The sequence below is a fragment of the Ectothiorhodospira mobilis genome (assembly GCF_900114895.1).
GTDB lineage: Bacteria > Pseudomonadota > Gammaproteobacteria > Ectothiorhodospirales > Ectothiorhodospiraceae > Ectothiorhodospira > Ectothiorhodospira mobilis_A.
The window spans coordinates 64,766-87,347 of sequence record NZ_FOUO01000004.1 but is presented as its reverse complement, the minus strand read 5'-3'; the positions used below and the strand labels follow the sequence as shown (position 1 = coordinate 87,347).

Here is a 22,582-nt window from a genome sequence, read left to right as displayed (position 1 = left end):
TGTCATGCGGGTAAGGCCACCGGGGCTCATTCCCCGTCCCAGGGGAGATCCGCCAGGGCCTCGAAGCCCTGCGGTGACTCCTTGCGCCGCAGGGCGGCCCGGCGCATCCAGGCGGGAGGACGGCCTGCCCGCAGGCAGGCCTGCAGCTCCAGCAGCAGTTCCCGGATCGGGCTCCCGGGAGGCACCTTCACCGGCTGCACCCCCACCGCCAGGAGTTGTTGTACCGCGCTCACCCCGGCGGCCTCGCAGTACACGGCGGCGCAGCCTTCCAGGGCGCGGATGCGCGGGCTCAGCCGGTCCGTCTCGGTCTCCCCGTGGCTGGGCATGGGCGTGAACTGGGCCACCACCACCCGCCGGGGGCCGTCCGGATCCAGGCGATGGATCACCAGGGCCGGGGTGTCGCCGAAGTGGCGATCCACCCGTTCCAGGTCGCTGCTGGCGAAGGCCAGGCGCAGGTCGGCCCCGTCCGGGGCCCCATCAGGCGGGGCAACCAGTCGCAGGCGGCGTTGCAGGGCCATGTTCCGGTGCCTCCGCAGGGGGATGGTCATGAAGGGGACGGTAGGGCGCCACGGCCTGGTGCCCCGCCGATTCCAGTTGCAGGTTGGCCAGGTCAAACAGGGTCTGGCGGGTGCCGGCGTAGCCGATCCAGGTGCGCTGGAAGCCCCCCAGTCGGTCGTGCTGGGGATAGCCCGCCCGCAGCAGCGGGATCCCCAGGCGCCGGGCGGTCTCCACGCCGTGGGCGTTGGTGATCAGGCAACCGGCCCTGCCCTGACGCGCCAGGGTCTCGAGATCCTCCAGATCCCCCACCCGCACCTGGGCGGCGGGGACCCGCCCCAGGATGGGGGCCTTGCGGGTGGCCACCGCGGCCACCACCTCCCCGCCCATCTCCTGCACCAGGCGGGCCAGGGCGTAGACCCGGTCCGGCTCGCCGGCCACGGCCACCCGCTGCGCCCCCAGCATGAAATGGCTGTCCAGCATGGCGTCCTGCAGCCGGCTGCGCTCCCGCCGCAGCCGGGACGGGACCGGACGCCCGCTCAGCCGGGACAGGGCCACCAGCAGTTCATCCACCGCCGCCAGACCCATGAGGGTGTCCAGGCGCAGGTCGGGCACGCCGGTACGTGCCCGCAGCCGGTCCGCCGCCGGGGCCAAAGCGTCCCCGATCACCAGGGTCAAGGCGGACTCGCCCATGCGTTGCAGGGCCTCCACGGGGGTGCCGCCGGTGGTGGTGGCGGCAAGGCGGGCCGGCGCCAGATGGCCATCCAGGGAACCGGAGAGGTCCGGAAGGATCACGGCCTCCAGGCCGAAGGCCTCGATCACATCCCGCAGGGCCTCCACATCCCCCGGGGTGAGGTGCTGCCCCGCCAGCACGTTCACCTGACGGGGGCTTGCGCCAGCACGATCGGACACAGGCACCAGGGTATCGATGAGGGCCGTCACCGCCCGGGTGAAACCGGCCTCGGCATCCCCGGTGAAATCGGGGGTGGCCACGGGGACGATGGCCACGTCGTCGTACTCGGGGTGATCCGCCCGGAAGCGGCGGATCACCCGCTGCACATCCGCCCCCTCCGTCTCGCTCAGGGCGGTGGTGAGCACGCCGATGAGGGCCGGGCGGGTCTTCCCGCAGAGGGTCGCCAGGGCCTCCTGCAGCGGGTCATCGCCCCCCATGACGGCGCTCACCTGATCCATGGCCGTGGTCTGCAGGGGGATGGGCTCACGGAAATGCTGCACCAGGAAGACCTTGGCAAAGGCGGTACACCCCTGGGCCCCATGCAGCAGGGGGATGGACCGGTCCATCCCCAGCATCGCCAGGGCCGCCCCCAGGGGCGGACTGGCCTTGAGGGGGCCAACGGATAGGGGACGGGCGCGCTGGGTGACCTCGGCCATGTCAGCGCACCTCCGCCGCGGACGGGGCGGTATGGGGCCATCCCTGTGCATCCCAGGGGGCCTCGCCCCGCACCCAGGGCCAGATGGGGCTCTCCAGGGTGAGGGCCAGTTGCCGCGCCAGCTCCAGCATCCCTTCATAACCGGCGTAGGCGTGCTCCCGCTCCTGGTTGATATCCAGAAAGGGGATGCGGGCCTTGAGGGCCGTGTAGAGATTGCGTCCCCCGGCGATGAGCACATCCGCCCGGGTCTGCTCGAAGACCTCCAGCAGGGCGCCGGGATTGCCCTCCTCGATCATACGGGCGTCCTCGCCCATGAGGTCACGGATGCGGGCCTTGTCCGCCTCGGTGGACTTGCGCGTACCCGTGGCCACCACCTCCATGCCCAGGTCCTGCAGGGCCGAGACCACGGACCAGGACTTCACCCCGCCGGTATAGAGCAGCACCCGCCGCCCCTTCAGGCGCTCCCGCCAGGGGGCCAGGCGCGCCCGGATGCGATCCTCCTCACGCCGGATGAGGGCCTCGGTGCGCTGGGTCAGATCCGGATCCCGCAGCAGGCGGGCGAACCCCCGCAGGGCCGCGGACATGTCGGTGATGCCGTAGAAGCTGCCCTCGAACCAGGGGATGGCGTAGCGTTCCTCCAGCTTGCGGGCCACATTGAGCATGGCCTTGGAGCACACCACCATGCTCGCCCGGGCCCGGTGCATGGTGCGCACCTGGTGGAAACGGGCATCCCCCGAGAGGGTGCACAGCACCCGCAGCCCCAACTCGTCCAGCAGGGGCAGCACATGCCAGAACTCCCCGGCGATATTGTACTCGCCGATGAGGTTGATGTCGTGGACCCGCCCCCCGTGTCCCGCCTGCCGCGGGGGCGGCGGCTCGCCGGTGCCCACCACCTGCTCCACCATGGCCTCGCCGGCGATGCGGTTGCCCAGGTTCTTGGAGCCGTAGAACCCGGCCGCATCCACGCACACCACGGGCACGCCGAAGCGGGCCTGGGCCGCGCGGCACACCGCCCCCACGTCGTCCCCCACCAGGGCCGGCACGCAGGTGTTGTAGACGAACACGGCCGGGGGATCGAAGGTCTCGATGGCCTGGCGGATGGCATGCAGCAGGCGCTTCTCCGAGCGGCCCATGATCACGTCCTGCTCCGTCAGGTCCGTGGTCAGCCCCCGCCGGAAGAGATCCGGCCCGGAGGAGCGGGTACCGCGGTTGTCCCAGGAATTGCCGGCGCAGGCGATGGGACCGTGGACCACATGGGCCACGTCCGCCACCGGCAGCAGGGCGATCTGGGCCCCGTCGAAGGCGCACCCCCCGGCGGCGGCCCCCGGCTTGGGCCGGGCGCAGCCGGACTTGGCGGCGGTGTTGTGCCCGCAGGCCGGTTCGTCCATCAGCGCCTTGATCTCGCCCGCCTTCATGTCCGCTCCCCTTGCCGCGTGTGTCTTGGGGGAAGGATTAGCAACTTGCGGGCCAGGGTGGATCCGGCGCGGTGCGGTGCCCCCGGGAGGATAGGGGTGTCGCAAAGGCGACAATGGCAACGGGTCTGTGGGAAACCGCCCCTTCAGGGCAACGGGCGATGCTGGCAAGCCGACCGGTTTTCCTCCATCATTTCACGCCATCATTCCGGCATCCGAGAATACAGGCACGCGACATGCGCGACGGCGACTACCTCACCCACCTCCAGCGCCTGGAGGCGGAGAGCATCCACATCATGCGGGAAGTGGTGGCGGAGACCGAGAACCCGGTGATGCTCTACTCCATCGGCAAGGACAGCTCGGTGATGCTGCACCTGGCCATGAAGGCCTTCCATCCGGCCAAGCCCCCCTTTCCCCTGCTGCACGTGGACACCCGCTGGAAGTTCCGGGAGATGTACGCCTTCCGCGACCGCATGGCCCGGGAGCTGGGGCTGGATCTGATCGTGCACGTCAATCCCGAGGGGGTGGAGCGGGACATCAACCCCTTCACCCACGGCTCGGCGCTGCATACCGACATCATGAAGACGGAATCCCTGAAGCAGGCCCTCAATGCCCACGGCTTCGACGCCGCCTTCGGCGGTGCGCGCCGGGATGAGGAAAAATCCCGGGCGAAGGAGCGCATCTTCTCCTTTCGCACCGCCCAGCACCGCTGGGACCCCAAGAACCAGCGCCCGGAGTTGTGGAAGCTCTACAACGCCCGCAAGCACAAGGGGGAATCCATCCGTGTCTTCCCCCTCTCCAACTGGACCGAACTGGACATCTGGCAGTACATCTACCTCAAGGACATCCCCATCGTGCCCCTGTACTTCGCCGCCGAGCGGCCGGTGGTGCGGCGGGACAACGCCCTGATCATGGTGGATGACGAGCGCATGCCCCTGGAGCCGGGGGAGAGGCCCGAGATGAAAAAGGTGCGCTTCCGTACCCTGGGCTGCTATCCCCTCACCGGGGCCATCGAATCCGAGGCGGACACCCTGCCCGGCATCATCCAGGAGATGCTGCTCACCCGCACCTCCGAGCGCCAGGGCCGCGTCATCGACCACGACAGCGCCGCCTCCATGGAGAAGAAGAAGCAAGAGGGGTATTTCTGATGTCCCACGTCCAGGACGAACTCATCGCCTCGGACATCGAGGCCTACCTCAAGCAGCATGAACACAAGGGCCTGTTGCGGTTCATCACCTGCGGCAGCGTGGACGACGGCAAGAGCACCCTCATCGGCCGCCTGCTGTTCGACTCGCAGATGCTCTTCGAGGACCAGCTGGCCGCCATCGAGAAGGACTCGAAGAAATGGGGCACCCAGGCGGACGCCATGGACCTGGCCCTTTTGGTGGACGGTCTGGCGGCGGAGCGGGAACAGGGCATCACCATCGACGTGGCCTACCGCTTCTTCTCCACGCAGCAGCGCAAGTTCATCGTCGCCGATACCCCCGGCCACGAGCAGTACACCCGCAACATGGTCACCGGCGCCTCCACGGCGGACGCCGCGGTGATCCTGGTGGACGCCCGCAACGGTGTACTCACCCAGACCCGGCGCCACAGCTACCTGGTGCACCTGCTGGGGATCCGCCACATCATCCTGGCCATCAACAAGATGGACCTGGTGGACTACGACGCCGGGGTCTTCCGGCGCATCGTGGACGACTACCGCGCCTTCGCCGATCTCATCGGCATGGAGGACTTCACCGCCATCCCCGTCTCCGCCCTCAAGGGGGACAACATCCTCCACCCCAGCCCCGCCATGCACTGGTTCCACGGCCCCACCCTCATGGGCTGTCTGGAGACGGTGGAGGTGGACGAGACGCGCATGCAGCGGGCCCCCGTGCGCCTGCCGGTACAGTGGGTCAACCGCCCCAACCTGGACTTTCGCGGCTTCTGCGGCACCCTGGCCGGCGGCGTCCTGCACCCCGGGGACCGGGTGCGGGTCCTGCCCTCGGGCAAGGAGAGCCGGGTGGCGCGCATCGTCGGCGACGAGGGGGACCGGCCCCGGGCCCTGGCGGGGGAATCCATCACCCTCACCCTGGAGGACGAGATCGACGTCTCCCGGGGCTCGGTGATCTGCGGCGCCGACGCCCCCGCCCAGGTGGCCGACCAGTTCGAGGCCAGGATCGTCTGGATGCACGAGGAACCCCTCTACCCCGGGCGCACCTACCTGATGAAGGCCGGGGCGCAGACGGTGCAGGCCACGGTCACCGACATCAAGTACCAGGTGAACGTGAACACCCTGGAGCGCCTGGCCGCCGACACCCTGGAACTCAACGGCATCGGCGTGTGCAACATCAGCCTGGACCGGCCCATCCCCTTCGATCCCTATGAAGAGAACCGGGACATGGGCAGTTGCATCTTCATCGACCGTTTCGAAAACCACACCGTGGGCGCCGGCATGATCGAATTCGCCCTGCGCCGCGCCCACAACATCCACCTGCAGCACGTGGACGTGGACAAGGCCGCCCGCGCCGCCCTCAAGGGGCACCGCCCGGGGGTGATCTGGTTCACCGGACTCTCCGGATCCGGCAAGTCCACCGTGGCCAACCGGGTGGAGAAGAAGCTCCACGCCCTGGGGGTGCACACCTACCTGCTGGACGGGGACAACGTCCGCCACGGCCTCAACCGCGACCTGGGCTTCACCGAGGAGGACCGGGTGGAGAACATCCGCCGCATCGCCGAGGTGAGCCGGCTCATGGTGGATGCCGGGCTCATCGTGCTCACCGCCTTCATCTCCCCCTTCCGCTCCGAGCGCCGCCTGGCCCGGGACCTGCTGGAGGACGGGGAGTTCGTGGAGGTGTACATGGACACCCCCCTGGAGGTGGCCGAGCAGCGGGATCCCAAGGGGCTCTACCGCAAGGCCCGCAAGGGAGAGCTGAAGAACTTCACCGGCATCGACTCCCCCTACGAACCCCCCGAGGCCCCGGAGGTGACCCTGGAAGGCGCCCGCCTGGACGTGGAGGCGGCCGCCGACCGGGTCATCGAGGCCCTGCGGGACCAGGGCATGATCCCCCGCTAGGCCCCGGCCATGACCCTGCCCATGGATGCCGGGCTCACCGCCCTGGTGGTGGCGGGCATGCTCGCGGTGCTCACCCTCACCCGCACCGCCCCGGACCTGGTGTTCCTGGGGGGCGTGGTGGTGCTGCTGCTGACCGGGGTCATCACCCCCGCAGAGGCCTTCTCCGGGTTCGCCAACGAGGGGGTGATCACCATCGCCGCCCTCTACGTGGTGGTGGCCGGGCTGCGGGAGACCGGCGGCATCCAGTGGATCGTGCATGCCCTCCTGGGACGGCCCCGTTCCCTGCGCCGGGCCCAGTGGCGGCTCACGGCACCGGTGGCCTTCCTCAGCGCCTTCCTCAACAACACCCCGGTGGTGGGCATGCTCATCCCCGCGGTAAACGAATGGGCGCGCAAGCTGGAACTGCCCGTCTCCCGGCTCATGATGCCCCTGTCCTACGCCGCCATCCTCGGCGGCACGGTGACGGTGATCGGCACCAGCACCAACCTGGTGGTCAACGGCCTGCTCATCCAGGACGGCGGCGAGGGCCTGGGCATCCTCGACATCGCCTGGGTGGGCGTTCCCGTAGCCCTGGCCGGCCTGCTCTTCATGCTGGTGTTCAACCGCCACCTGTTCCCCGACCGGCGCCCGGTCATGGACAAGATCGACGATCCACGGGAATACACCCTGGAGATGCTGGTGGAACCGGGCGGCCCCCTGGTGGGGCGCACCATCGAGGAGGCGGGCCTGCGCCACCTGCCCGGCGGCTTTCTCATGGAGCTGGACCGCCAGGGCACCCTGCTGCCCGCCGTCTCCCCCCAGGAGAGGTTACAGGCCGGCGACCGCCTCATCTTCGTGGGGGTGGTGGACTCCATGGCGGACCTGCAGCGCATCCGCGGCCTGTCCCCGGCCACCGGTCAGGTGTTCAAACTGGACGGCCACCGCGCCGACCGGGTGCTGCTGGAGATGGTGGTCTCCGACACCTGCCCCATCGCCGGCATGACCATCCGCGACGGCCAGTTCCGCAACCGTTACAACGCCGTGGTCATCGCCGTGGCCCGCAACGGCCAGCGCCTGCACGGCAAGATCGGCGACATCACCCTGCGCCCCGGCGACACCCTGCTGGTGGAGGCCAGCTCCGGCTTCCTGGCCCAGCACCGCAACCGGCGGGACTTCTTCCTCATGACCCAGATCCAGGACTCGGCGGCCCCGCGCCACGACCGCGCCCTGGTGGCCCTGGGCATCCTGATCGCCATGGTGGCCACGGCCGCCTCGGGGCTTTTGAGCATGCTGGAGGCGGCCCTGGCCGCGGCGGGGGGGATGATCCTCAGCGGCTGCGTGGGCATGTTCAACGCCCGCGCCAGCCTGGACTGGTCCGTGCTGCTCACCATCGCCGCCGCCTTCGGCATCTCCGCGGCCATGGAGAACACCGGCCTGGCCCGGGACCTGGCCCTGGGCATCACCGCCCTGGCGGGGGAGCTGCCCTGGATGAACCTTCTGGGGGTCTACCTGGCCACCGCCCTGCTCACGGCCCTGATCACCAACAACGCCGCCGCCGTACTCATGTTCCCCGTGAGCCTGTCGGTGGCCCAGGACCTGGGGATGAGCGTGCTGCCCTTTGCCGTCACCATCATGTTCGCCGCCTCCGCCAGCTTCGCCACCCCCTTCGGCTACCAGACCAATCTCATGGTCTTCGGCCCCGGCGGCTACCGCTTCAGCGACTACCTGCGCGCCGGCATCCCCATGACCCTGCTCACCGGCGCGGTGGCCCTGGCCCTCATCCCCCTGATCTGGGGGTGATCATTCCTCAAGCCACCCTCGGGGAGACCGTTCGATGGATTTTATCGGCCAGGCTCTGTCGCGCCCGGCGCAGTTCATACTCGGACTGAAGGCGCATCCAGAATTCCGCGGTGGTGCCGAAATAACGCGCCAGCCGCAGGGCCGTATCCGCCGTCACGCCACGCTCCCCCTTGAGGATGGCCGTAATCCGGTTGGCCGGGACATCCAGTGCCCTTGCCAATGCGGCCGCTGAGAGTTCCAGGGGCTCCATGAAGTCCTCACGCAGGATCTCCCCCGGCCCTATGGGGTCATCCCGATCCAGCGCGTCCGCCTCATCGTAAGCCAGACTGGAGACCGTATGCCGATCGATACTCATCATCATCCCCACCTCTAATGGTAATCACAAAACTCCACATCCCAAGCATGCCCGCCCTCAAAGCGGAAGCACAGACGCCACTGGGCATCCACTCGAATACTCCACTGGCCTGATCTTCGGCCGCTGAGCTTCTCCAGGTGATTGCCCGGCGGGACACGCAACGCATCCACATCATCCACCGCATCCAGTTGCATGAGCTTGCGACGAACCTTCCTTCGCAGCGCAGGCGCAACAGACCGCACGGCTCGATCATCGAACAGCGCGGCCGTCCTTTTATCCGCGAACGTCTTGATCATCCATTCATTTTGTACATTTTACGTAATGCGTAAAGACCGAATACGTCCAGATGACCGGCCGGAATTCGACCGCGTAAGCCCCCACGGCAAGGCCCCACCCCCAAACCATCAGCAATCCTTGATGAACACCATCATGAAGATTGATTTTAATTAATGAGAAAGCGGGCGTAGGCTTTCCCACGTCGAACACGACTACATTCATTTCGACCGCCCAGCGGCGGGATGAACAGAATCCGAACCCAAAGGAGTCGACGATGGCCGCAAAGACCTACAGCGCTGGTGTGAAGGACTACCGCCAGACCTACTGGACCCCCGAATACACCCCCCGCGACACGGACATCCTGGCCGTGTTCAAGGTCACCCCCCAGCCCGGCGTGGACCGGGAAGAGGCCGCCGCCGCCGTGGCCGCCGAATCCTCCACCGGCACCTGGACCACGGTGTGGACCGACCTGCTCACCGACCTGGACTACTACAAGGGCCGGGCCTACAAGATCGAGGACGTGCCCGGCGACGACGAATGCTTCTACGCCTTCATCGCCTACCCCATCGACCTGTTCGAGGAAGGTTCGGTGGTGAACGTCTTCACCTCCCTGGTGGGCAACGTCTTCGGCTTCAAGGCGGTGCGCACCCTGCGCCTGGAGGACGTGCGCTTCCCCATCGCCTATGTCAAGACCTGCGGCGGCCCGCCCCACGGCATCCAGGTGGAACGGGACGTCATGAACAAGTACGGCCGTCCCCTTTTGGGCTGCACCATCAAGCCCAAGCTGGGCCTCTCCGCCAAGAACTACGGCCGCGCCGTGTACGAGTGCCTGCGCGGCGGCCTGGACTTCACCAAGGACGACGAGAACGTCAACTCCCAGCCCTTCATGCGCTGGCGGCAGCGTTTCGACTTCGTCATGGAGGCCATCGAAAAGGCCGAGGCGGAGACCGGCGAGCGCAAGGGCCACTACCTGAACGTCACCGCCCCCACGCCGGAGGAGATGTACAAGCGCGCCGAGTACGCCAAGGAGATCGGCGCCCCCATCATCATGCACGACTACATCACCGGCGGCTTCTGCGCCAACACCGGCCTGGCCAACTGGTGCCGCGACAACGGCATGCTGCTGCACATCCACCGCGCCATGCACGCGGTCATGGACCGCCATCCCCGCCACGGCATCCACTTCCGGGTGCTGGCCAAGATCCTGCGCCTCTCCGGCGGCGACCACCTGCACACCGGCACCGTGGTGGGCAAGCTGGAGGGGGACCGGGACGCCACCCTGGGCTGGATCGACCTGCTGCGGGACGACTACATCAAGGAAGACCGCTCCCGGGGGATCTTCTTCGATCAGGACTGGGGCTCCATGCCCGGCGTCTTCGCCGTGGCCTCCGGTGGCATCCACGTCTGGCACATGCCCGCCCTGCTCTCCATCTTCGGTGACGACGCCGTGTTCCAGTTCGGCGGCGGCACCCTGGGCCATCCCTGGGGCAATGCCGCCGGGGCCACGGCCAACCGCGTGGCCCTGGAGGCCTGCGTCCAGGCCCGCAACGAGGGCCGCGAGACCGAGAAGGAAGGCAAGGAGATCCTCACCGCCGCCGCCCAGCATAGCCCCGAACTCAAGGTCGCCATGGAGACCTGGAAGGAGATCAAGTTCGAGTTTGACACCGTGGACAAGCTGGACGTGCAGCACCGCTGAGGTCCGCACCCACTCTGGGGCGCCCGCCGGGCGCCCACAGGCCCCGATTTCAGGTTTTCAGGAGGGATGACCCATGTCCGACATCCAGAGCTTCAAGCAGTCGCAGAAATACGAGACCTTCTCCTACCTGCCGGAGATGAACCCCGAACAGGTCCGCAAGCAGGTGGAGTACATCATCGAACAGGGCTGGAACCCGGCGGTGGAACACAGCGAGCCGGAAAACGCCTTCGGCCACTACTGGTACATGTGGAAGCTGCCCATGTTCGGCGAGCAGTCGGTGGACACCGTACTGGCCGAGGTGGAGGCCTGCCGCCAGGAGAACCCCGGCCACATGGTGCGCCTGATCGGCTACGACAACTACGCCCAGAGCCAGGGCCTGGCCTTCGTGGTGCACCGGGGCTGACCCGCTGCCCCCCTCGCGGGCAAGGGGTCTTCCCCTTGCCCGGCCCCGCGGCGACCTTGCGGGGACGAGGGATCGGCCACATCCCCGGGCCCGTGCGCGCGGGCCCGGATCCTGACGCAGGTGCCTCCGGCGGTGCCCGGAGGTCCCGGAGGAGTGATCATGCAAGACGATATCCGCGACTACCGCATCCCCGAGGAACCCTATTACCGTGCCGTCGGGGAGGAAGTGGAGCTGTACGAGGCGGCCTACGCCGTACGCATGCCCATGATGCTCAAGGGCCCCACCGGCTGCGGCAAGACCCGGTTCGTGGAATACATGGCCTGGAAGCTGGACAGACCCCTGATCACCGTGGCCTGCAACGAGGACATGACCGCCTCGGACCTGGTGGGCCGCTACCTGCTGGATGCGGACGGCACCCGCTGGCAGGACGGGCCCCTGACCCTGGCGGCGCGCCATGGCGCCATCTGCTACCTGGACGAGGTGGTGGAGGCCCGCCAGGACACCGTGGTGGTGATCCATCCCCTCACCGATAACCGCCGGGTGCTGCCCCTGGAGAAGAAGGGCGAGCTGGTCAAGGCCCATGCGGACTTTCAGCTGGTGATCTCCTACAACCCCGGCTACCAGAGCCTGATGAAGGACCTGAAGCAGTCCACCAAGCAGCGCTTCGGGGCCCTGGACTTCGGCTATCCGGAGGCGGAGGTGGAGCGGGAGATCGTCACCCACGAGACCGGCGTGGATGGCGATACCGCTGGCAAGCTGGTGAGCGTGGCGGAGCGGGCCCGCAACCTCAAGGGACACGGGCTGGACGAGGGCATCTCCACGCGCATGCTGGTGCATGCCGGCTCCCTCATCCAGCGCGGTGTGCCTCCCCTGGCCGCCTGCCGCATGGCCCTGGTGCGGCCGCTCACCGACGACCCGGACATGCGCGATGCCCTGGACGCGGCGGTGACCACCTTCTTCTGAGGCCCAGCACCGGACCGGGTGCCCGCCACCGGGCGCCGTACCCTTGGACGCAGTAGGGGATTGCCATGAGCATCGACCTGGAAGACTACCGCGAACTGCTGGACGACCTGGGGGATCATGCCGCCGAGGTCATGGCCTCCGCCTGGCAGGACGCGGTACGCACCTTCAGCCGCCAGGGCCTGCAGGCCTACTACCTGGAGGGGGCGCGCACCCTGCAGAACCTGGGGCGCGGCAGCGAACCCGTGGTGGCCTTCATCCAGGAGGCCCCCTCGGTGGCCCGGGAACTGGGGGAGGACGCGGTGCGGGATCTGCTGGAGGCCGTGGCCCGTCTCACCTCCCGCACCAGCGGGGCGGTGGTGAGCCTGGTGATCGCCACCAGCCCGGTGGCCGCCCGCAGGCTCAATGACCCCACCCTCTTCGGCCATTACCTGAACCTGCTGGACACCCTGGTGGCCCAGGCACCCCGGGGGATCCGCCCCATGCTGGAGCACCTGGACGTGCTGCTCACCCACCTCACCCTGGGGGGACTGCGCCGCTGGGCCCTGTGGGGGGCGAAGGTGCACGGCCGTGACTTCAAGGCCCAGGTGGCCTATTTCGGCCTGGAGACCCCCGAATCCCGCTCCGTGTTCCAGAAGGAGCGCCGCGGCACCCTCTTCGTGGACGTGCACCGGCGCCTCAACATGTACCTGCGGGCCCTGTGGGGACGGGACTTCTTCCTGCGCCCCACCAGCGGAGACTTCGAATCCCGGGAGGGCATCCGCCCCTTCATCGACGGCTTCACCATCCACGTCCCCGATGCCTATGACGCTCATGCGGGGGTGGACGGGCTCAAGATCTACCGCGCCGCCACCGCCCACGCCGCCGCCCACGTGGTGCACAGCCGCAGCCCCATGCCCGGCGGCGATCCCGGGGGCCTCACCGGCATGCTCATCGGGCTGATGGAGGACGCACGCATCGAGGCCCTGGCCATGGCCGCCTTCCCGGGTCTGCGCCAGATCTGGGCCCCCCTGCACACCACCACGCCGGCGGACGGCGAAGGGGTCACCGCCCTGCTGGGCCGCACCGCCCGCGCCCTGCTGGACCCGGACTACGCGGATGACCATGCCTTCATCACCCGGGCACGGGAGGCCTTCGCCGCCCGGGAGGGGAACCTGGAGCACCACGGCCTGGCCTGGGAACTGGGTCACGAGCTGGCCCCCCACTTCCCCGGCGGCGACCGCTTCCATGCCGTCCACGACCGCATCCCCGTGCTCTACCGGGACGACAACCGCTACCTCTGGTCCCTGGGCACCGGCGAAGGAGCGCAACGGGTGGACTTCCTGCAGGCCCCCCAGGAGCGCATCCAGGTCTCCCTCATGGAGATGGTCAATGAACTGGACGTGCCCGGCGCCGGCGATGACGCCCAGCAGATCCTGATCCTCTCCACCGAGTTCTTCCGGGACTCGGAGGACACCAGCCTCAACCAGCAGGAGGGCCGCCCCCCGGTCTCCCTGCCCTACCACTATCCGGAATGGGACTACCAGATGCAGCTGGAGCGCCCCCACTGGTGCACCCTGCTGGAACGGCGCCCGGGCAAGGGGGATCCGGCCGTGGTGGACGCGGTGGTGGACAAGTACCGCCCCCTGGTGAGCCGCCTGAAATACCTCATCGAGGCCCTGCAGCCCCAGGGGATGCAGCGCCACCGGCGCCAGCCGGAGGGGGACGAACTGGACCTGAACGCCCTGGTGGAGGCCATGGTGGATCAGCGCTCGGGGCGCCAGCCGGACCCGCGGGTGTACATCCGCAACGAGCGCCGGGTGCGGGACCTCTCGGTGCTGGTGCTCATCGACCTGTCGGAATCCACCAACGACACCGTCCACGGCACCGACAGCACCGTGCTGGAACTGGCGCGGGAGGCCACCACCCTGCTGGCCGGGGCCATGGACCGCATCGGCGACCCCTTCGCCCTGCACGGCTTCGACTCCGATGGCCGTCACGACGTGGAGTATTTCCGCTTCAAGGACTTCGACGAGCCCTATGACGAGCAGGCCCGGGCCCGTCTGGCGGGGATGCGGGGGCAGCTATCCACGCGCATGGGCACCGCCATCCGCCACGCCGGCCAGTTGCTCCGGCAACGGCCCACGCGCAAGAAGCTGCTGCTCATCATCACCGACGGGGAGCCCTCGGACACGGACGTGCGCGACCCGCAGTACCTGCGCCAGGACGCCCATCACGCCGTGGAGGAGATGGCCCGCCTGGGGGTGGACACCTTCTGCCTGAGCCTGGACCCCCACGCCGACGACTATGTGGAACGCATCTTCGGACCCCGGGGCTACCGGGTGGTGGACCACGTGGAGCGGCTGCCGGAGACCCTGCCCATGCTCTACGCGGGGCTGACCCGGTAGCGGCCGTTCAGGAGGAGGCCTTGCCCCCGGTCCGGCCCCCGCGCGCCCGGGCCGCCTCATTGCGCCGGCGCAGGTCCCGCAGCTTCTCCCCGATGCGGATCTCCAGCCCCCGTTGCACCGGCTCATAGTAGCGCGGCTCCCCCATGGCCTCGGGGAAGTAGCACTCGCCGGCGGCGAAGGCGTCCGGTTCGTCGTGGGCGTAGCGGTAACCCTTGCCGTGCTCCAGGGCCTTCATGAGACGCGTCGGGGCGTTGCGCAGGTGCAGGGGCACTTCCTCCGTGCCCCGGGCGCGCACGTCCTTCATGGCCGCCTTGTAGGCCGTGTAGACGGCGTTGCTCTTGGCGGCGCAGGCCAGGTAGATCACCGCCTGGGCCAGGGTCAGTTCCCCCTCGGGGCTGCCCAGACGGTCGTAGGTGTCCCAGGCCTGCAGGGCCAGGGTCAGGGCCCGGGGATCGGCGTTGCCGATGTCCTCGCTGGCCATGCGCACGATGCGCCGCGCCAGGTAGGCCGGGTCCGCCCCGCCGTCCACCATGCGGCAGAACCAGTACAGGGCGGCGTCGGGATCGCTGCCCCGCACCGACTTGTGCATGGCCGAGATCTGGTCGTAGAAGAGATCGCCCCCCTTGTCGAAGCGGCGCGAGTCCTCACCCAGCACCTCCTGCAGCACGGAGGCGTCGATGACCGGACCCTCGGGCCCCTCCACCGCCAGGTCGGCGGCGATCTCCAGAAGGTTCAGGGCACGGCGGGCATCGCCGTCCGCCACCCGGGCCAGCAGGTCCCGGTGCTGCGCCTCCATGTGCAGCCCCCGCGCCCCCAGCCCGTTCTCCGTATCCGCCAGGGCCCGATCCAGGACGGCGCGGATATCCGCCGCCTCCAGGCGCTTGAGCACGTAGGTGCGCACCCGGGACAGCAGGGCGTTGTTCAGCTCAAAGGACGGGTTTTCCGTGGTGGCGCCGATGAAGGCGATGGTGCCGTCCTCCACATGGGGCAGGAAGGCGTCCTGCTGGGACTTGTTGAAGCGGTGCACCTCGTCCACGAAGAGCAGGGTCGGGCGGTCCTCCTCCTGGCGCACCCGCCGCGCCGTCTCCACCGCCTCGCGGATGTCCTTCACCCCCGCCAGGACGGCGGAGAGGGTGAGAAAGCGCGCCCCGCAGGAAGCGGAGATGAGCCGCGCCAGGGTGGTCTTGCCCGTCCCCGGGGGGCCCCAGAAGAGCATGGAGTGGAGCCGGTCCTCCTCGATGGCCCGGCGCAGGGGCTTGCCGGGGGCGAGCAGATGGGCCTGACCGGCGAACGCCTCCAAGCTGCGGGGACGCATCCGGTCCGCCAGGGGGCGGTCCGGATGAGGCGCGGGATCCATGGTGATCATCCGTTCTGCATCACGTCCACATCCGCCGGCGGCTCGAAGCGGAAGCGGCTCTCTGGGATGCCGGGGTTCATCTGCCGCTGGCTGAAGCGGATGCGGGTGCGCTGGCCGAACTGGTCCTCCAGCACCATCTCGCGCACGGCGCGGCCGTCCAGACCGATGCGCAGGCGCTCGAAATCCGTGCCCCCCTCCCGCGGGATCAGTTCCACCCAGGCCAGATCGCCCTGCGTCCCCGCCTCCTCCAGGCGGAAGGCCTCCTGCAGATCCCCGTCCCCGGTGAGCAGCAGCGTGGGGGTGCGTCCCAGGGCCTCGCCCATGGGCTGCACCGTGGCCTGGGCCAGGTCCGCGTCGTAGGTCCACAGGGACTCGCCGTCGGCGATGATCTGCTGCCGATAGGGGGTCTCGTAGTCCCAGCGGAAGCGTCCCGGGCGTTTGAGATAAACCCGGCCCTCGGAGCGCTGCATCACCTCCCCCGATTCATCGGTGACCACCTGCTCGAAGGCGGCGCGGAAGGTGTCCATCTCCTGGAAGAAGGACTCCAGGCGCTGGCGGCCCTCCCCGGCCAGGGCCGGCGTCACCGCCAGGGCCAGAAGGAGGGGCAACAGGGTCAGGATTCTACACATGGGGGCTCGTCTCATGGTTTCGGGAGTGGGATCAGACGAAGCGGCCCAAGTTCCCGGGGGCGTTCAATCCTCCCGCGCCGGGGCCGGGGCCAGCACCTCGCGGTTGCCGTTGGACTGCAGCGGGCTCACCACCCCGGCATGCTCCATGTCCTCGATCATGCGGGCGGCGCGGTTGTAGCCGATCTTCAAGCGCCGCTGCACATAGGAGATGGAGGCCTTGCGGGACTCCAGCACGATGGCCACGGCCTGGTCGTAGAGGGGATCGGATTCCTCGCCGCCCTCCACCGGCTCCAGGCCGGGCACCGTGGCCCCGCCGGCCTCCGGTTCCTCCAGCACCTCGTCCAGGTAATGGGGTTCCCCCTGGGCCTTGAGGAAATCCACCACGGCGTGCACCTCGTGGTCCGCCACGAAGGCCCCGTGCAGGCGCACGGGATGGCCGCTGCCCGGGGGCAGGTAGAGCATGTCCCCGTGGCCCAGGAGTTGTTCCGCCCCCATCTGGTCCAGGATGGTGCGTGAGTCCACCCGGGAGGACACCTGGAAGGCGATGCGGGTGGGGATGTTGGCCTTGATCAGGCCGGTGATCACATCCACGGACGGCCGCTGGGTGGCCAGGATCAGGTGGATACCGGCGGCCCGGGCCTTCTGCGCCAGACGGGCGATGAGTTCCTCCACCTTCTTACCCACCACCATCATCATGTCGGCGAACTCGTCCACCACGATGACGATGAACGGCAGGGGCTCCAGCAGCGGCGGCGGGGCCTCCGGGTCCAGGGCCCCCTGGGGATTGTAGAAGGGATCGGGGACGGGCTCGCCCCGGGCCGTGGCCTCCCGGATCTTGCGATTGTAGCCGGCGATGTTGCGCACCCCCATATGGGACATGAGCTTGTAGCGCCGCTCCATCTCCGCCACGCCCCAGCGCAGGGCGTTGGAGGCCTCCTTCATATCGGTCACCACCGGCGCCAGCAGATGCGGGATGCCCTCGTAGATGGACAACTCCAGCATCTTCGGGTCGATGAGGATCAGGCGCACCTCCTCAGGCCGGGATTTGAACAGCAGGGAGAGAAGCATGGCGTTGATGGCCACGGACTTGCCCGATCCGGTGGTGCCCGCCACCAGCAGGTGGGGCATCTTCGCCAGGTCCGCCACCACCGCCTGGCCGCCGATGTCCTTGCCCAGGGCCAGGGTCAGGGCCGAACCGGCGCCGTCGAACACCGGGGCGCGGAAGATCTCCGAGAGGCTCACCAGTTCGCGCTTCTGGTTGGGGATCTCCATGCCCACGGTGGACTTGCCGGGGATCACCTCCACGATGCGCACGCTGATCACCGACAGGGCACGGGCCAGGTCCTTGGAGAGACCGGAGATGCGGCTCACCTTGAGCCCCGGGGCCGGCTGCAGCTCGAAGCGGGTGATCACCGGCCCCGGATGCACCTCCACCACCTCCACCTGTACGCCGAAGTCCCGCAACTTTTCCTCCACGAGGCGGGACATGGATTCCAGGTCCTCTTCCGAGAATCCCCCCTCCTGGGGTTTGGGCTCATCCAGGAGGGTCACCGGCGGCGGGGTGCCCGGCTCCACCTGGGCTGGGGTCCCGGAGGAGGTCCTTGCTGGGGGCTCGGGTTTCTCCGGCACCGGCAACGTGGCCTCCTGGATGGCCGCGTCACCGGGGTCCCTCTCCGCCGCCGGCGCCCCGGTATGGGCCTCCTCCGGGGCCTCCATCAGCACCGGCTCCAGGCGCGCGGACGGGGACGGGGTCTCCCCCCCCTTCTTCCCGGCCTTGGCCTCCTGGCGCGCCTCGGCCTGACGCCGTTTCTCCGCCCGGCGGCGCTCGGTCTCCCGGCGTTTCTCCTCTCGGCGTGCGTCCTTCTCCTCCGCCATCCGGGTCCGGCTGGCCCGGCGCTCGCGGTAACGGGCCCGGGCCTGGGCCAGCCGGTCCCCTGTCCGCTGCAACAGCCACAGGGTCCAGTGCCCCGTACGGTCCATGAGCACGAACCAGGAAAGCCCGGTGAACCAGGTGAATCCGGTGAGGAACAGCGCCAGCAGGAAGAGGGTGACCCCCACCAGGTCAAACATGGGCAGCAATCCCTTGCCGGTCACCTCCCCCACCAGCCCGCCTGCGCTCAGGGGCAATCCCCCCGGCAGGAAGTGCAGGGCCGCCAGGCCGCAGCCGGAGACCAGGGTGAGGGAGAACCCCAGCCAGCGCACCCCCAAGAGGTGCAGATCCAGTTCCCCGCTCTCCCGGCGCCCGCGGAATACCAGCCAGCCGCTGTAGGCCACCATCACCGGGGCCAGATAGGCGAGATAACCGAACAGATACAGGAACAGGTCCGCGAACCAGGCCCCGACACGTCCGCCCAGGTTGTTCACCCCGTCGCGCATCCCGGTCCGGGACCACCCGGGATCCCCGGGATCGAAGGTGGCCAGGGCGATGAACAGATACACCGCCGCCGCCGTGAGGACCAGCAGGGCCCCCTCCCGCAGTCCCCGCCGCAACTGGACGCTCAGGGTACGGCGCGGACGCGGTGCTTCGGCATCCCCGGCGGAACGGTCTGCGGGTTTGCGTTTCTTCGGGCGAGCCTGGGCCAATGGCGGATCGGGGTTGGGCGGATGAACATGCGGATACGCCCGGGAGGACCTCACCTCCAGGGCCAATGCGATCAGTGTAACCCAGGAGAGCCCTTGGGCGCATTTGCACCCGGGGATGCGCGCTGGCGCGGCTAACCCGGGATCAGCACCAGCTTGCCGCGCATCCCCCCCGCCTCCAGCCGGCGATGGGCCTCCGCCGCCTGTTCCAGGGGGTAGGTCCCGGCCACGAGCAGCTCCAGCCGGCCGTCGGCCATGCGGGCGGCACACTCGCCCAGGATGGCGGTCTGATGCAGGCGGTGGTCCTCGCGGCCCAGGAGCATGGGGCTGAGCATCCACTCCTGCGCCACGCTGAGGTTATGCAGCCGGGCGTACTGCCAGTCCATTTCCCCGGGCAGGGCGAGGATGGACACCAGCCGCCCGTAGGTGGCCAGGGCATGGAGCGAGCGGGTACAGGTCTCGCCGCCCACGGTGTCCAGGACCACGGCCACCCCCTCACCGCCGGTCCGGCGCCTGGCCGATTCGACGAAGTCCTCTTCCCGGTAGCGCAGGACGGCCTCGGCACCGAGCGCCTGCGCGATACCCGCCTTCTCCGCATCGCCGACGGTGGTCATGACCCGGGCGCCGGCCTGCCGGGCCAGCTGGATGGCCACATGCCCCACGCCGCCGGCGCCGCCATGGATCAGCACCCATTCCCCCGCCTCCAGGCGGGCGCGGTCGAACAGCGCCTCCCAGGCGGTGATCGCCACCAGCGGCATGGCCGCCGCCTCCACATCCTCCACCCCCTCGGGGATGGGGACGACGAAGCGGGCATCCACGGTGGCGTACTCGGCATAGTTGCCCGGCGCCAGACCGATGCCGCCGTTCATGAACAGCACCCGCTGCCCCGGCTCGATCCCCGTCACCCCCTGGCCGAGGGCATCCACCGTGCCCGCGCCATCGCAGCCCAGGATCGCCGGCAGGGCGGCCTGGGGATCCAGCAGCCCCTTGGCGCGCACCTTGGTGTCCACGGGGTTGACCCCGGCCGCCGCCAGGTGCACCCGCACCTGGCCGGGACCCGGTTCCGGGCGGGGAAGGTCGGCGATCCGGAGCACCTCCGGTCCACCGACTGCAGTCATTTGCACGCATCGCATGGCATCCCTCCTGCTGCTCGCTGATCTGGTCACGGATGCTTCCCGGCCATGATATCCCCGCCCGCGGGGGCGCTGAAAAGGCATGGGCACCGCGGCGACAGCCCATCCGATGCGGCGCTATTAGGAGGAGATGGGGATCTAGGGATCATCCCCGGCTGCGCCAGCAGCCCCGGCCAAGCGCTCGGTGAGCCAGCCGCTGACCAGGGCGGTGAGAGCCATCAGCAGGGTCAGCACCACCACATAGGTGGCGCCGAAATAGTGCGCCAGCAGGGGCAGCAACGGCAGCTTGATGGCGCGGGCATAGAGCACCACCGCCACCAGGGCGGTGCGCATGCCCTGGGCCCGCAATTGGGCCAGCAGACCGTACCAGGCGTAGACGGGACCGGTGGAGAAGACCCCCGCCGCCAGGGCCAGGAACCATCCCCACCCCCCGGAGCCGAGACCCAGCCAGGCCCGGGTGCGCCGGGGATCCAGCAGCCGCTCCACCAGGTACATGAGGGCGAAGACCAGCACCAGCACCGGGGCCACCGCCCGGGCCATTTGCAGGAAGGCCTCCAGGGCCTGACGCGTCACTTGCGGATCCATCAGGGCACTGCCGGCCCAGGCCAGCAGCACCAGCCCGAGAAAGACCCATCCCCCATGACGGCGCAACCAGGAGAAACGCCCGGCCATCAGTAGCCCCCCGCCAGGGCCAGGCCGGCCACGGTGAGATAGGCCAGGACCACGGCCAGTACAAGACACACCAGGTTGCGCACCAGGGCGAAGCGCCGCCCCAGGGTCAGGGCCTCGGCCGGCAGCTGCACCACCCCCACAGTAACCCAGGCCGTGATCAGGGCCGTGACGGTGATCAGACCCACGCCCCCGGCCCGTAATTCCCCGCCCAACACATATCCCGCAGAGGGATGGCCTGCGGCGACACTCCCCAACAGGGTCCCCAGGAGCACGTCCACCGGCCCATCCCCGGCCAGGGCAGAGGCCAACCCCGTCATGGGCAGCCAGGCCAGAACCAGACTGGTGAGCAGGAGCATGGCCGTAAGTACGGGCAACAGCCGCGTAAAGGCCTTCAGGGCACGCTCCAGTGGGGGCCTGGCGGGCCCGGCGACGGGCTTCGGCCCCGCCGATGCCGTCCTATACTTCATCATGGATCTCCTCGATTCATTTCAGGATATGGGATATGCACCCCAACTCAGGCAGATCCGGAGGGAATTCCGCAGGCATCGGGCCCGCTTCCGGCATGGATTCCCCCTTGGCCTTCCCGGAGTAAAAGTGCATTCTAATATAGAAATATATCAATATAAGCGCAGAATCACCTGCCACCCGGGGATTCGCCCGGCAACGGCTAAAGACGGAGGCAGCAGGCAATGGCACATGTGGTTGTTCTCGGTGCAGGCCTTGGAGGCACGCTTCAGGCCTACGAACTCAAGGAGAACCTGGGCAAGGACGATCGGCTCACGGTCATCTCCGACAAGCCCTACTTCCAGTTCACGCCCTCCAACCCCTGGGCGGGTGTGGGTTGGCGGAAAAAAGAAGACATCACCATCGACCTGGCCCCCGTCATGGCCCGCCGGGGCATCGAATTCCTCTGCGACGGGGCCCGGCGCCTGCATCCCGGGGAGAACCGCATCGAGCTGCACAGCGGCCGCTCGGTGGAGTACGACTACCTGGTCATCGCCACCGGGCCCGAGCTGGCTTTCGACGAGATCGAGGGGTTCGGCCCCGGACAGTACACCCATTCGGTCTGCCAGGTGGAACATGCCACCGTTTCCGGGGAGCGGTGGGAGGCCTTCTGCGCCGATCCCGGCCCCATCGTCGTCGGCGCGGTTCAGGGAGCCTCCTGCTTCGGGCCTGCCTACGAATACGTCATGATCCTGGACACCGACCTGCGTCGGCGCAAGATCCGCAACCAGGTGCCCATCACCTTCGTCACTTCCGAACCCTACGTCGGTCATCTGGGCCTGGGGGGCGTGGGAGACACCAAGGGCATGCTGGAATCCATCATGCGAGACCGGGACATCCAGTGGGTCACCAACGCCCGGGTGGACCGGTTCACGGCGGATGCCGTCCATTTCACGGAATTCGATGAGGAAGGCCAGGAGAAAAAGGCCCATGAACTGCCCTTCAAGTACAGCATGATGCTGCCTGCCTTCCGCGGCATCCCGGCATTGCGGGACATCGAGGGCCTGGTCAATCCCCGGGGATTTGTGATCACGGATGAATTCCAGCGCAATCCCACATACCCCAACATCTTCGCCATCGGCGTATGCATCGCCATCGCCCCGCCCAAGCCCACCCCCGTACCCACGGGGGTGCCCAAGACCGGATTCATGATCGAAAGCATGGTCACGGCCACCGCCCACAATATCCCCCGCCTGATCCGGGGTCAGGACCCCGTGGAGGAACCTACCTGGAACGCCCTCTGCCTGGCGGATTTCGGGGACCGCGGCGCGGCCTTTCTGGCCATGCCCCAGAACCCGCCCCGGAACGTGAACTGGTCCTCCGAGGGGCGCTGGGTACACTGGGGCAAACTGGCCTTTGAGTGGTATTTCATGCGCAAGATCCGCAACGGTGTCAGCGAACCCTTCTACGAGAAGTTCATCATGAACCGCCTGAAGATCTCCAAACTCAAGGAGGCCAAGAACGGGTAACCCATCCCTCGCCACGGGTTCCGGGCCAC

19 protein-coding genes are annotated in these 22,582 nt (G+C 68.5%); 8 read left to right on the top strand and 11 right to left on the bottom strand.

What is annotated here, in order from left to right:
* Positions 1 to 26: 26 nt before the first annotated feature.
* The 3 genes from BM214_RS04395 to nifE are packed head-to-tail and all read right to left on the bottom strand — an operon-like array spanning position 27 to position 3,298.
* Positions 27 to 518: a NifB/NifX family molybdenum-iron cluster-binding protein gene (locus tag BM214_RS04395; protein ID WP_090483999.1), complete on the bottom strand. Its 492-nt coding sequence runs from the start codon at positions 516 to 518 to the stop codon at positions 27 to 29.
* On the bottom strand, positions 478 to 1,884 hold the full coding sequence (gene nifN, locus BM214_RS04390; protein WP_090483998.1) for a nitrogenase iron-molybdenum cofactor biosynthesis protein NifN: 1,407 nt from the start codon (positions 1,882 to 1,884) through the stop codon (positions 478 to 480). Before nifN ends, BM214_RS04395 begins: the two co-directional genes overlap by 41 nt.
* A 1-nt stretch (position 1,885) precedes the next feature.
* Positions 1,886 to 3,298 carry a nitrogenase iron-molybdenum cofactor biosynthesis protein NifE gene (nifE, locus tag BM214_RS04385; protein WP_090483997.1) on the bottom strand — a complete coding sequence of 471 codons (1,413 nt, stop codon included), beginning with the start codon at positions 3,296 to 3,298 and terminating at the stop codon, positions 1,886 to 1,888.
* A gap of 233 nt (positions 3,299 to 3,531) precedes the next feature.
* On the opposite strand from nifE, the gene cysD reads away from it, so the two are divergent.
* The 3 genes from cysD to BM214_RS04370 are packed head-to-tail and all read left to right on the top strand — an operon-like array spanning position 3,532 to position 8,132.
* Positions 3,532 to 4,443 (top strand): sulfate adenylyltransferase subunit CysD, encoded by a 912-nt coding sequence (cysD, locus tag BM214_RS04380; protein WP_090483996.1) that lies wholly within the window; start codon positions 3,532 to 3,534, stop codon positions 4,441 to 4,443.
* Entirely contained in the window at positions 4,443 to 6,353 is a 1,911-nt protein-coding gene (cysN, locus tag BM214_RS04375) for a sulfate adenylyltransferase subunit CysN (RefSeq protein ID WP_090483995.1), read from the top strand. The genes cysD and cysN overlap by 1 nt, the downstream gene beginning before the upstream one ends.
* A gap of 9 nt (positions 6,354 to 6,362) precedes the next feature.
* The gene (locus tag BM214_RS04370) at positions 6,363 to 8,132 is read left to right on the top strand and encodes an SLC13 family permease (protein ID WP_420797031.1); all 1,770 of its coding nucleotides are present in this window, start codon (positions 6,363 to 6,365) and stop codon (positions 8,130 to 8,132) included.
* A 7-nt stretch (positions 8,133 to 8,139) separates the two neighbouring features.
* Here the strand turns inward: BM214_RS04370 and BM214_RS04365 are convergent, their stop codons facing one another.
* Both BM214_RS04365 and BM214_RS04360 read right to left on the bottom strand, forming a co-directional pair.
* On the bottom strand, positions 8,140 to 8,490 hold the full coding sequence (locus tag BM214_RS04365; protein ID WP_090484115.1) for a HigA family addiction module antitoxin: 351 nt from the start codon (positions 8,488 to 8,490) through the stop codon (positions 8,140 to 8,142).
* 11 nt (positions 8,491 to 8,501) lie between these two features.
* Positions 8,502 to 8,783, bottom strand: a complete 282-nt coding sequence (locus BM214_RS04360) for a type II toxin-antitoxin system RelE/ParE family toxin (protein WP_090483994.1) — start codon at positions 8,781 to 8,783, stop codon at positions 8,502 to 8,504.
* A gap of 254 nt (positions 8,784 to 9,037) precedes the next feature.
* Here BM214_RS04360 and BM214_RS04355 point away from each other — a divergent pair, with 254 nt between their 5' ends.
* The 4 genes from BM214_RS04355 to BM214_RS04340 all read left to right on the top strand — a co-directional run bounded on the left by BM214_RS04355 (position 9,038) and on the right by BM214_RS04340 (position 14,209).
* Complete coding sequence (locus BM214_RS04355) at positions 9,038 to 10,459, top strand: form I ribulose bisphosphate carboxylase large subunit (RefSeq protein WP_090483993.1); 1,422 nt, start codon at positions 9,038 to 9,040, stop codon at positions 10,457 to 10,459.
* Between the two features lie 73 nt (positions 10,460 to 10,532).
* Positions 10,533 to 10,862, top strand: a complete 330-nt coding sequence (locus BM214_RS04350) for a ribulose bisphosphate carboxylase small subunit (RefSeq protein ID WP_090483992.1) — start codon at positions 10,533 to 10,535, stop codon at positions 10,860 to 10,862.
* 159 nt (positions 10,863 to 11,021) lie between these two features.
* Positions 11,022 to 11,825 carry a CbbQ/NirQ/NorQ/GpvN family protein gene (locus BM214_RS04345; RefSeq protein WP_090483991.1) on the top strand — a complete coding sequence of 268 codons (804 nt, stop codon included), beginning with the start codon at positions 11,022 to 11,024 and terminating at the stop codon, positions 11,823 to 11,825.
* 65 nt (positions 11,826 to 11,890) lie between these two features.
* Positions 11,891 to 14,209, top strand: coding sequence for a nitric oxide reductase activation protein NorD (locus BM214_RS04340; RefSeq protein ID WP_090483990.1), 2,319 nt, complete (start codon positions 11,891 to 11,893; stop codon positions 14,207 to 14,209).
* Positions 14,210 to 14,216: 7 nt separating this feature from the next.
* Here BM214_RS04340 and BM214_RS04335 read toward each other — a convergent pair whose 3' ends face one another.
* The 6 genes from BM214_RS04335 to BM214_RS04310 all read right to left on the bottom strand — a co-directional run bounded on the left by BM214_RS04335 (position 14,217) and on the right by BM214_RS04310 (position 21,050).
* Positions 14,217 to 15,566 carry a replication-associated recombination protein A gene (locus BM214_RS04335; protein ID WP_280521879.1) on the bottom strand — a complete coding sequence of 450 codons (1,350 nt, stop codon included), beginning with the start codon at positions 15,564 to 15,566 and terminating at the stop codon, positions 14,217 to 14,219.
* A gap of 5 nt (positions 15,567 to 15,571) precedes the next feature.
* The gene (gene lolA / locus BM214_RS04330; protein ID WP_090483988.1) at positions 15,572 to 16,195 is read right to left on the bottom strand and encodes an outer membrane lipoprotein periplasmic chaperone LolA; all 624 of its coding nucleotides are present in this window, start codon (positions 16,193 to 16,195) and stop codon (positions 15,572 to 15,574) included.
* Positions 16,196 to 16,258: 63 nt separating this feature from the next.
* Positions 16,259 to 18,778: a DNA translocase FtsK gene (locus tag BM214_RS04325; protein ID WP_090483987.1), complete on the bottom strand. Its 2,520-nt coding sequence runs from the start codon at positions 18,776 to 18,778 to the stop codon at positions 16,259 to 16,261.
* A 131-nt stretch (positions 18,779 to 18,909) separates the two neighbouring features.
* On the bottom strand, positions 18,910 to 19,893 hold the full coding sequence (locus tag BM214_RS04320; RefSeq protein WP_244887840.1) for a zinc-binding dehydrogenase: 984 nt from the start codon (positions 19,891 to 19,893) through the stop codon (positions 18,910 to 18,912).
* Between the two features lie 153 nt (positions 19,894 to 20,046).
* On the bottom strand, positions 20,047 to 20,580 hold the full coding sequence (locus BM214_RS04315; RefSeq protein WP_090483985.1) for a hypothetical protein: 534 nt from the start codon (positions 20,578 to 20,580) through the stop codon (positions 20,047 to 20,049).
* Positions 20,580 to 21,050, bottom strand: coding sequence for a hypothetical protein (locus BM214_RS04310; RefSeq protein WP_143096346.1), 471 nt, complete (start codon positions 21,048 to 21,050; stop codon positions 20,580 to 20,582). The genes BM214_RS04315 and BM214_RS04310 overlap by 1 nt, the downstream gene beginning before the upstream one ends.
* Before the next feature lie 219 nt (positions 21,051 to 21,269).
* Here BM214_RS04310 and BM214_RS04305 point away from each other — a divergent pair, with 219 nt between their 5' ends.
* The gene (locus BM214_RS04305; protein ID WP_090483983.1) at positions 21,270 to 22,553 is read left to right on the top strand and encodes an NAD(P)/FAD-dependent oxidoreductase; all 1,284 of its coding nucleotides are present in this window, start codon (positions 21,270 to 21,272) and stop codon (positions 22,551 to 22,553) included.
* Positions 22,554 to 22,582: the final 29 nt, after the last annotated feature.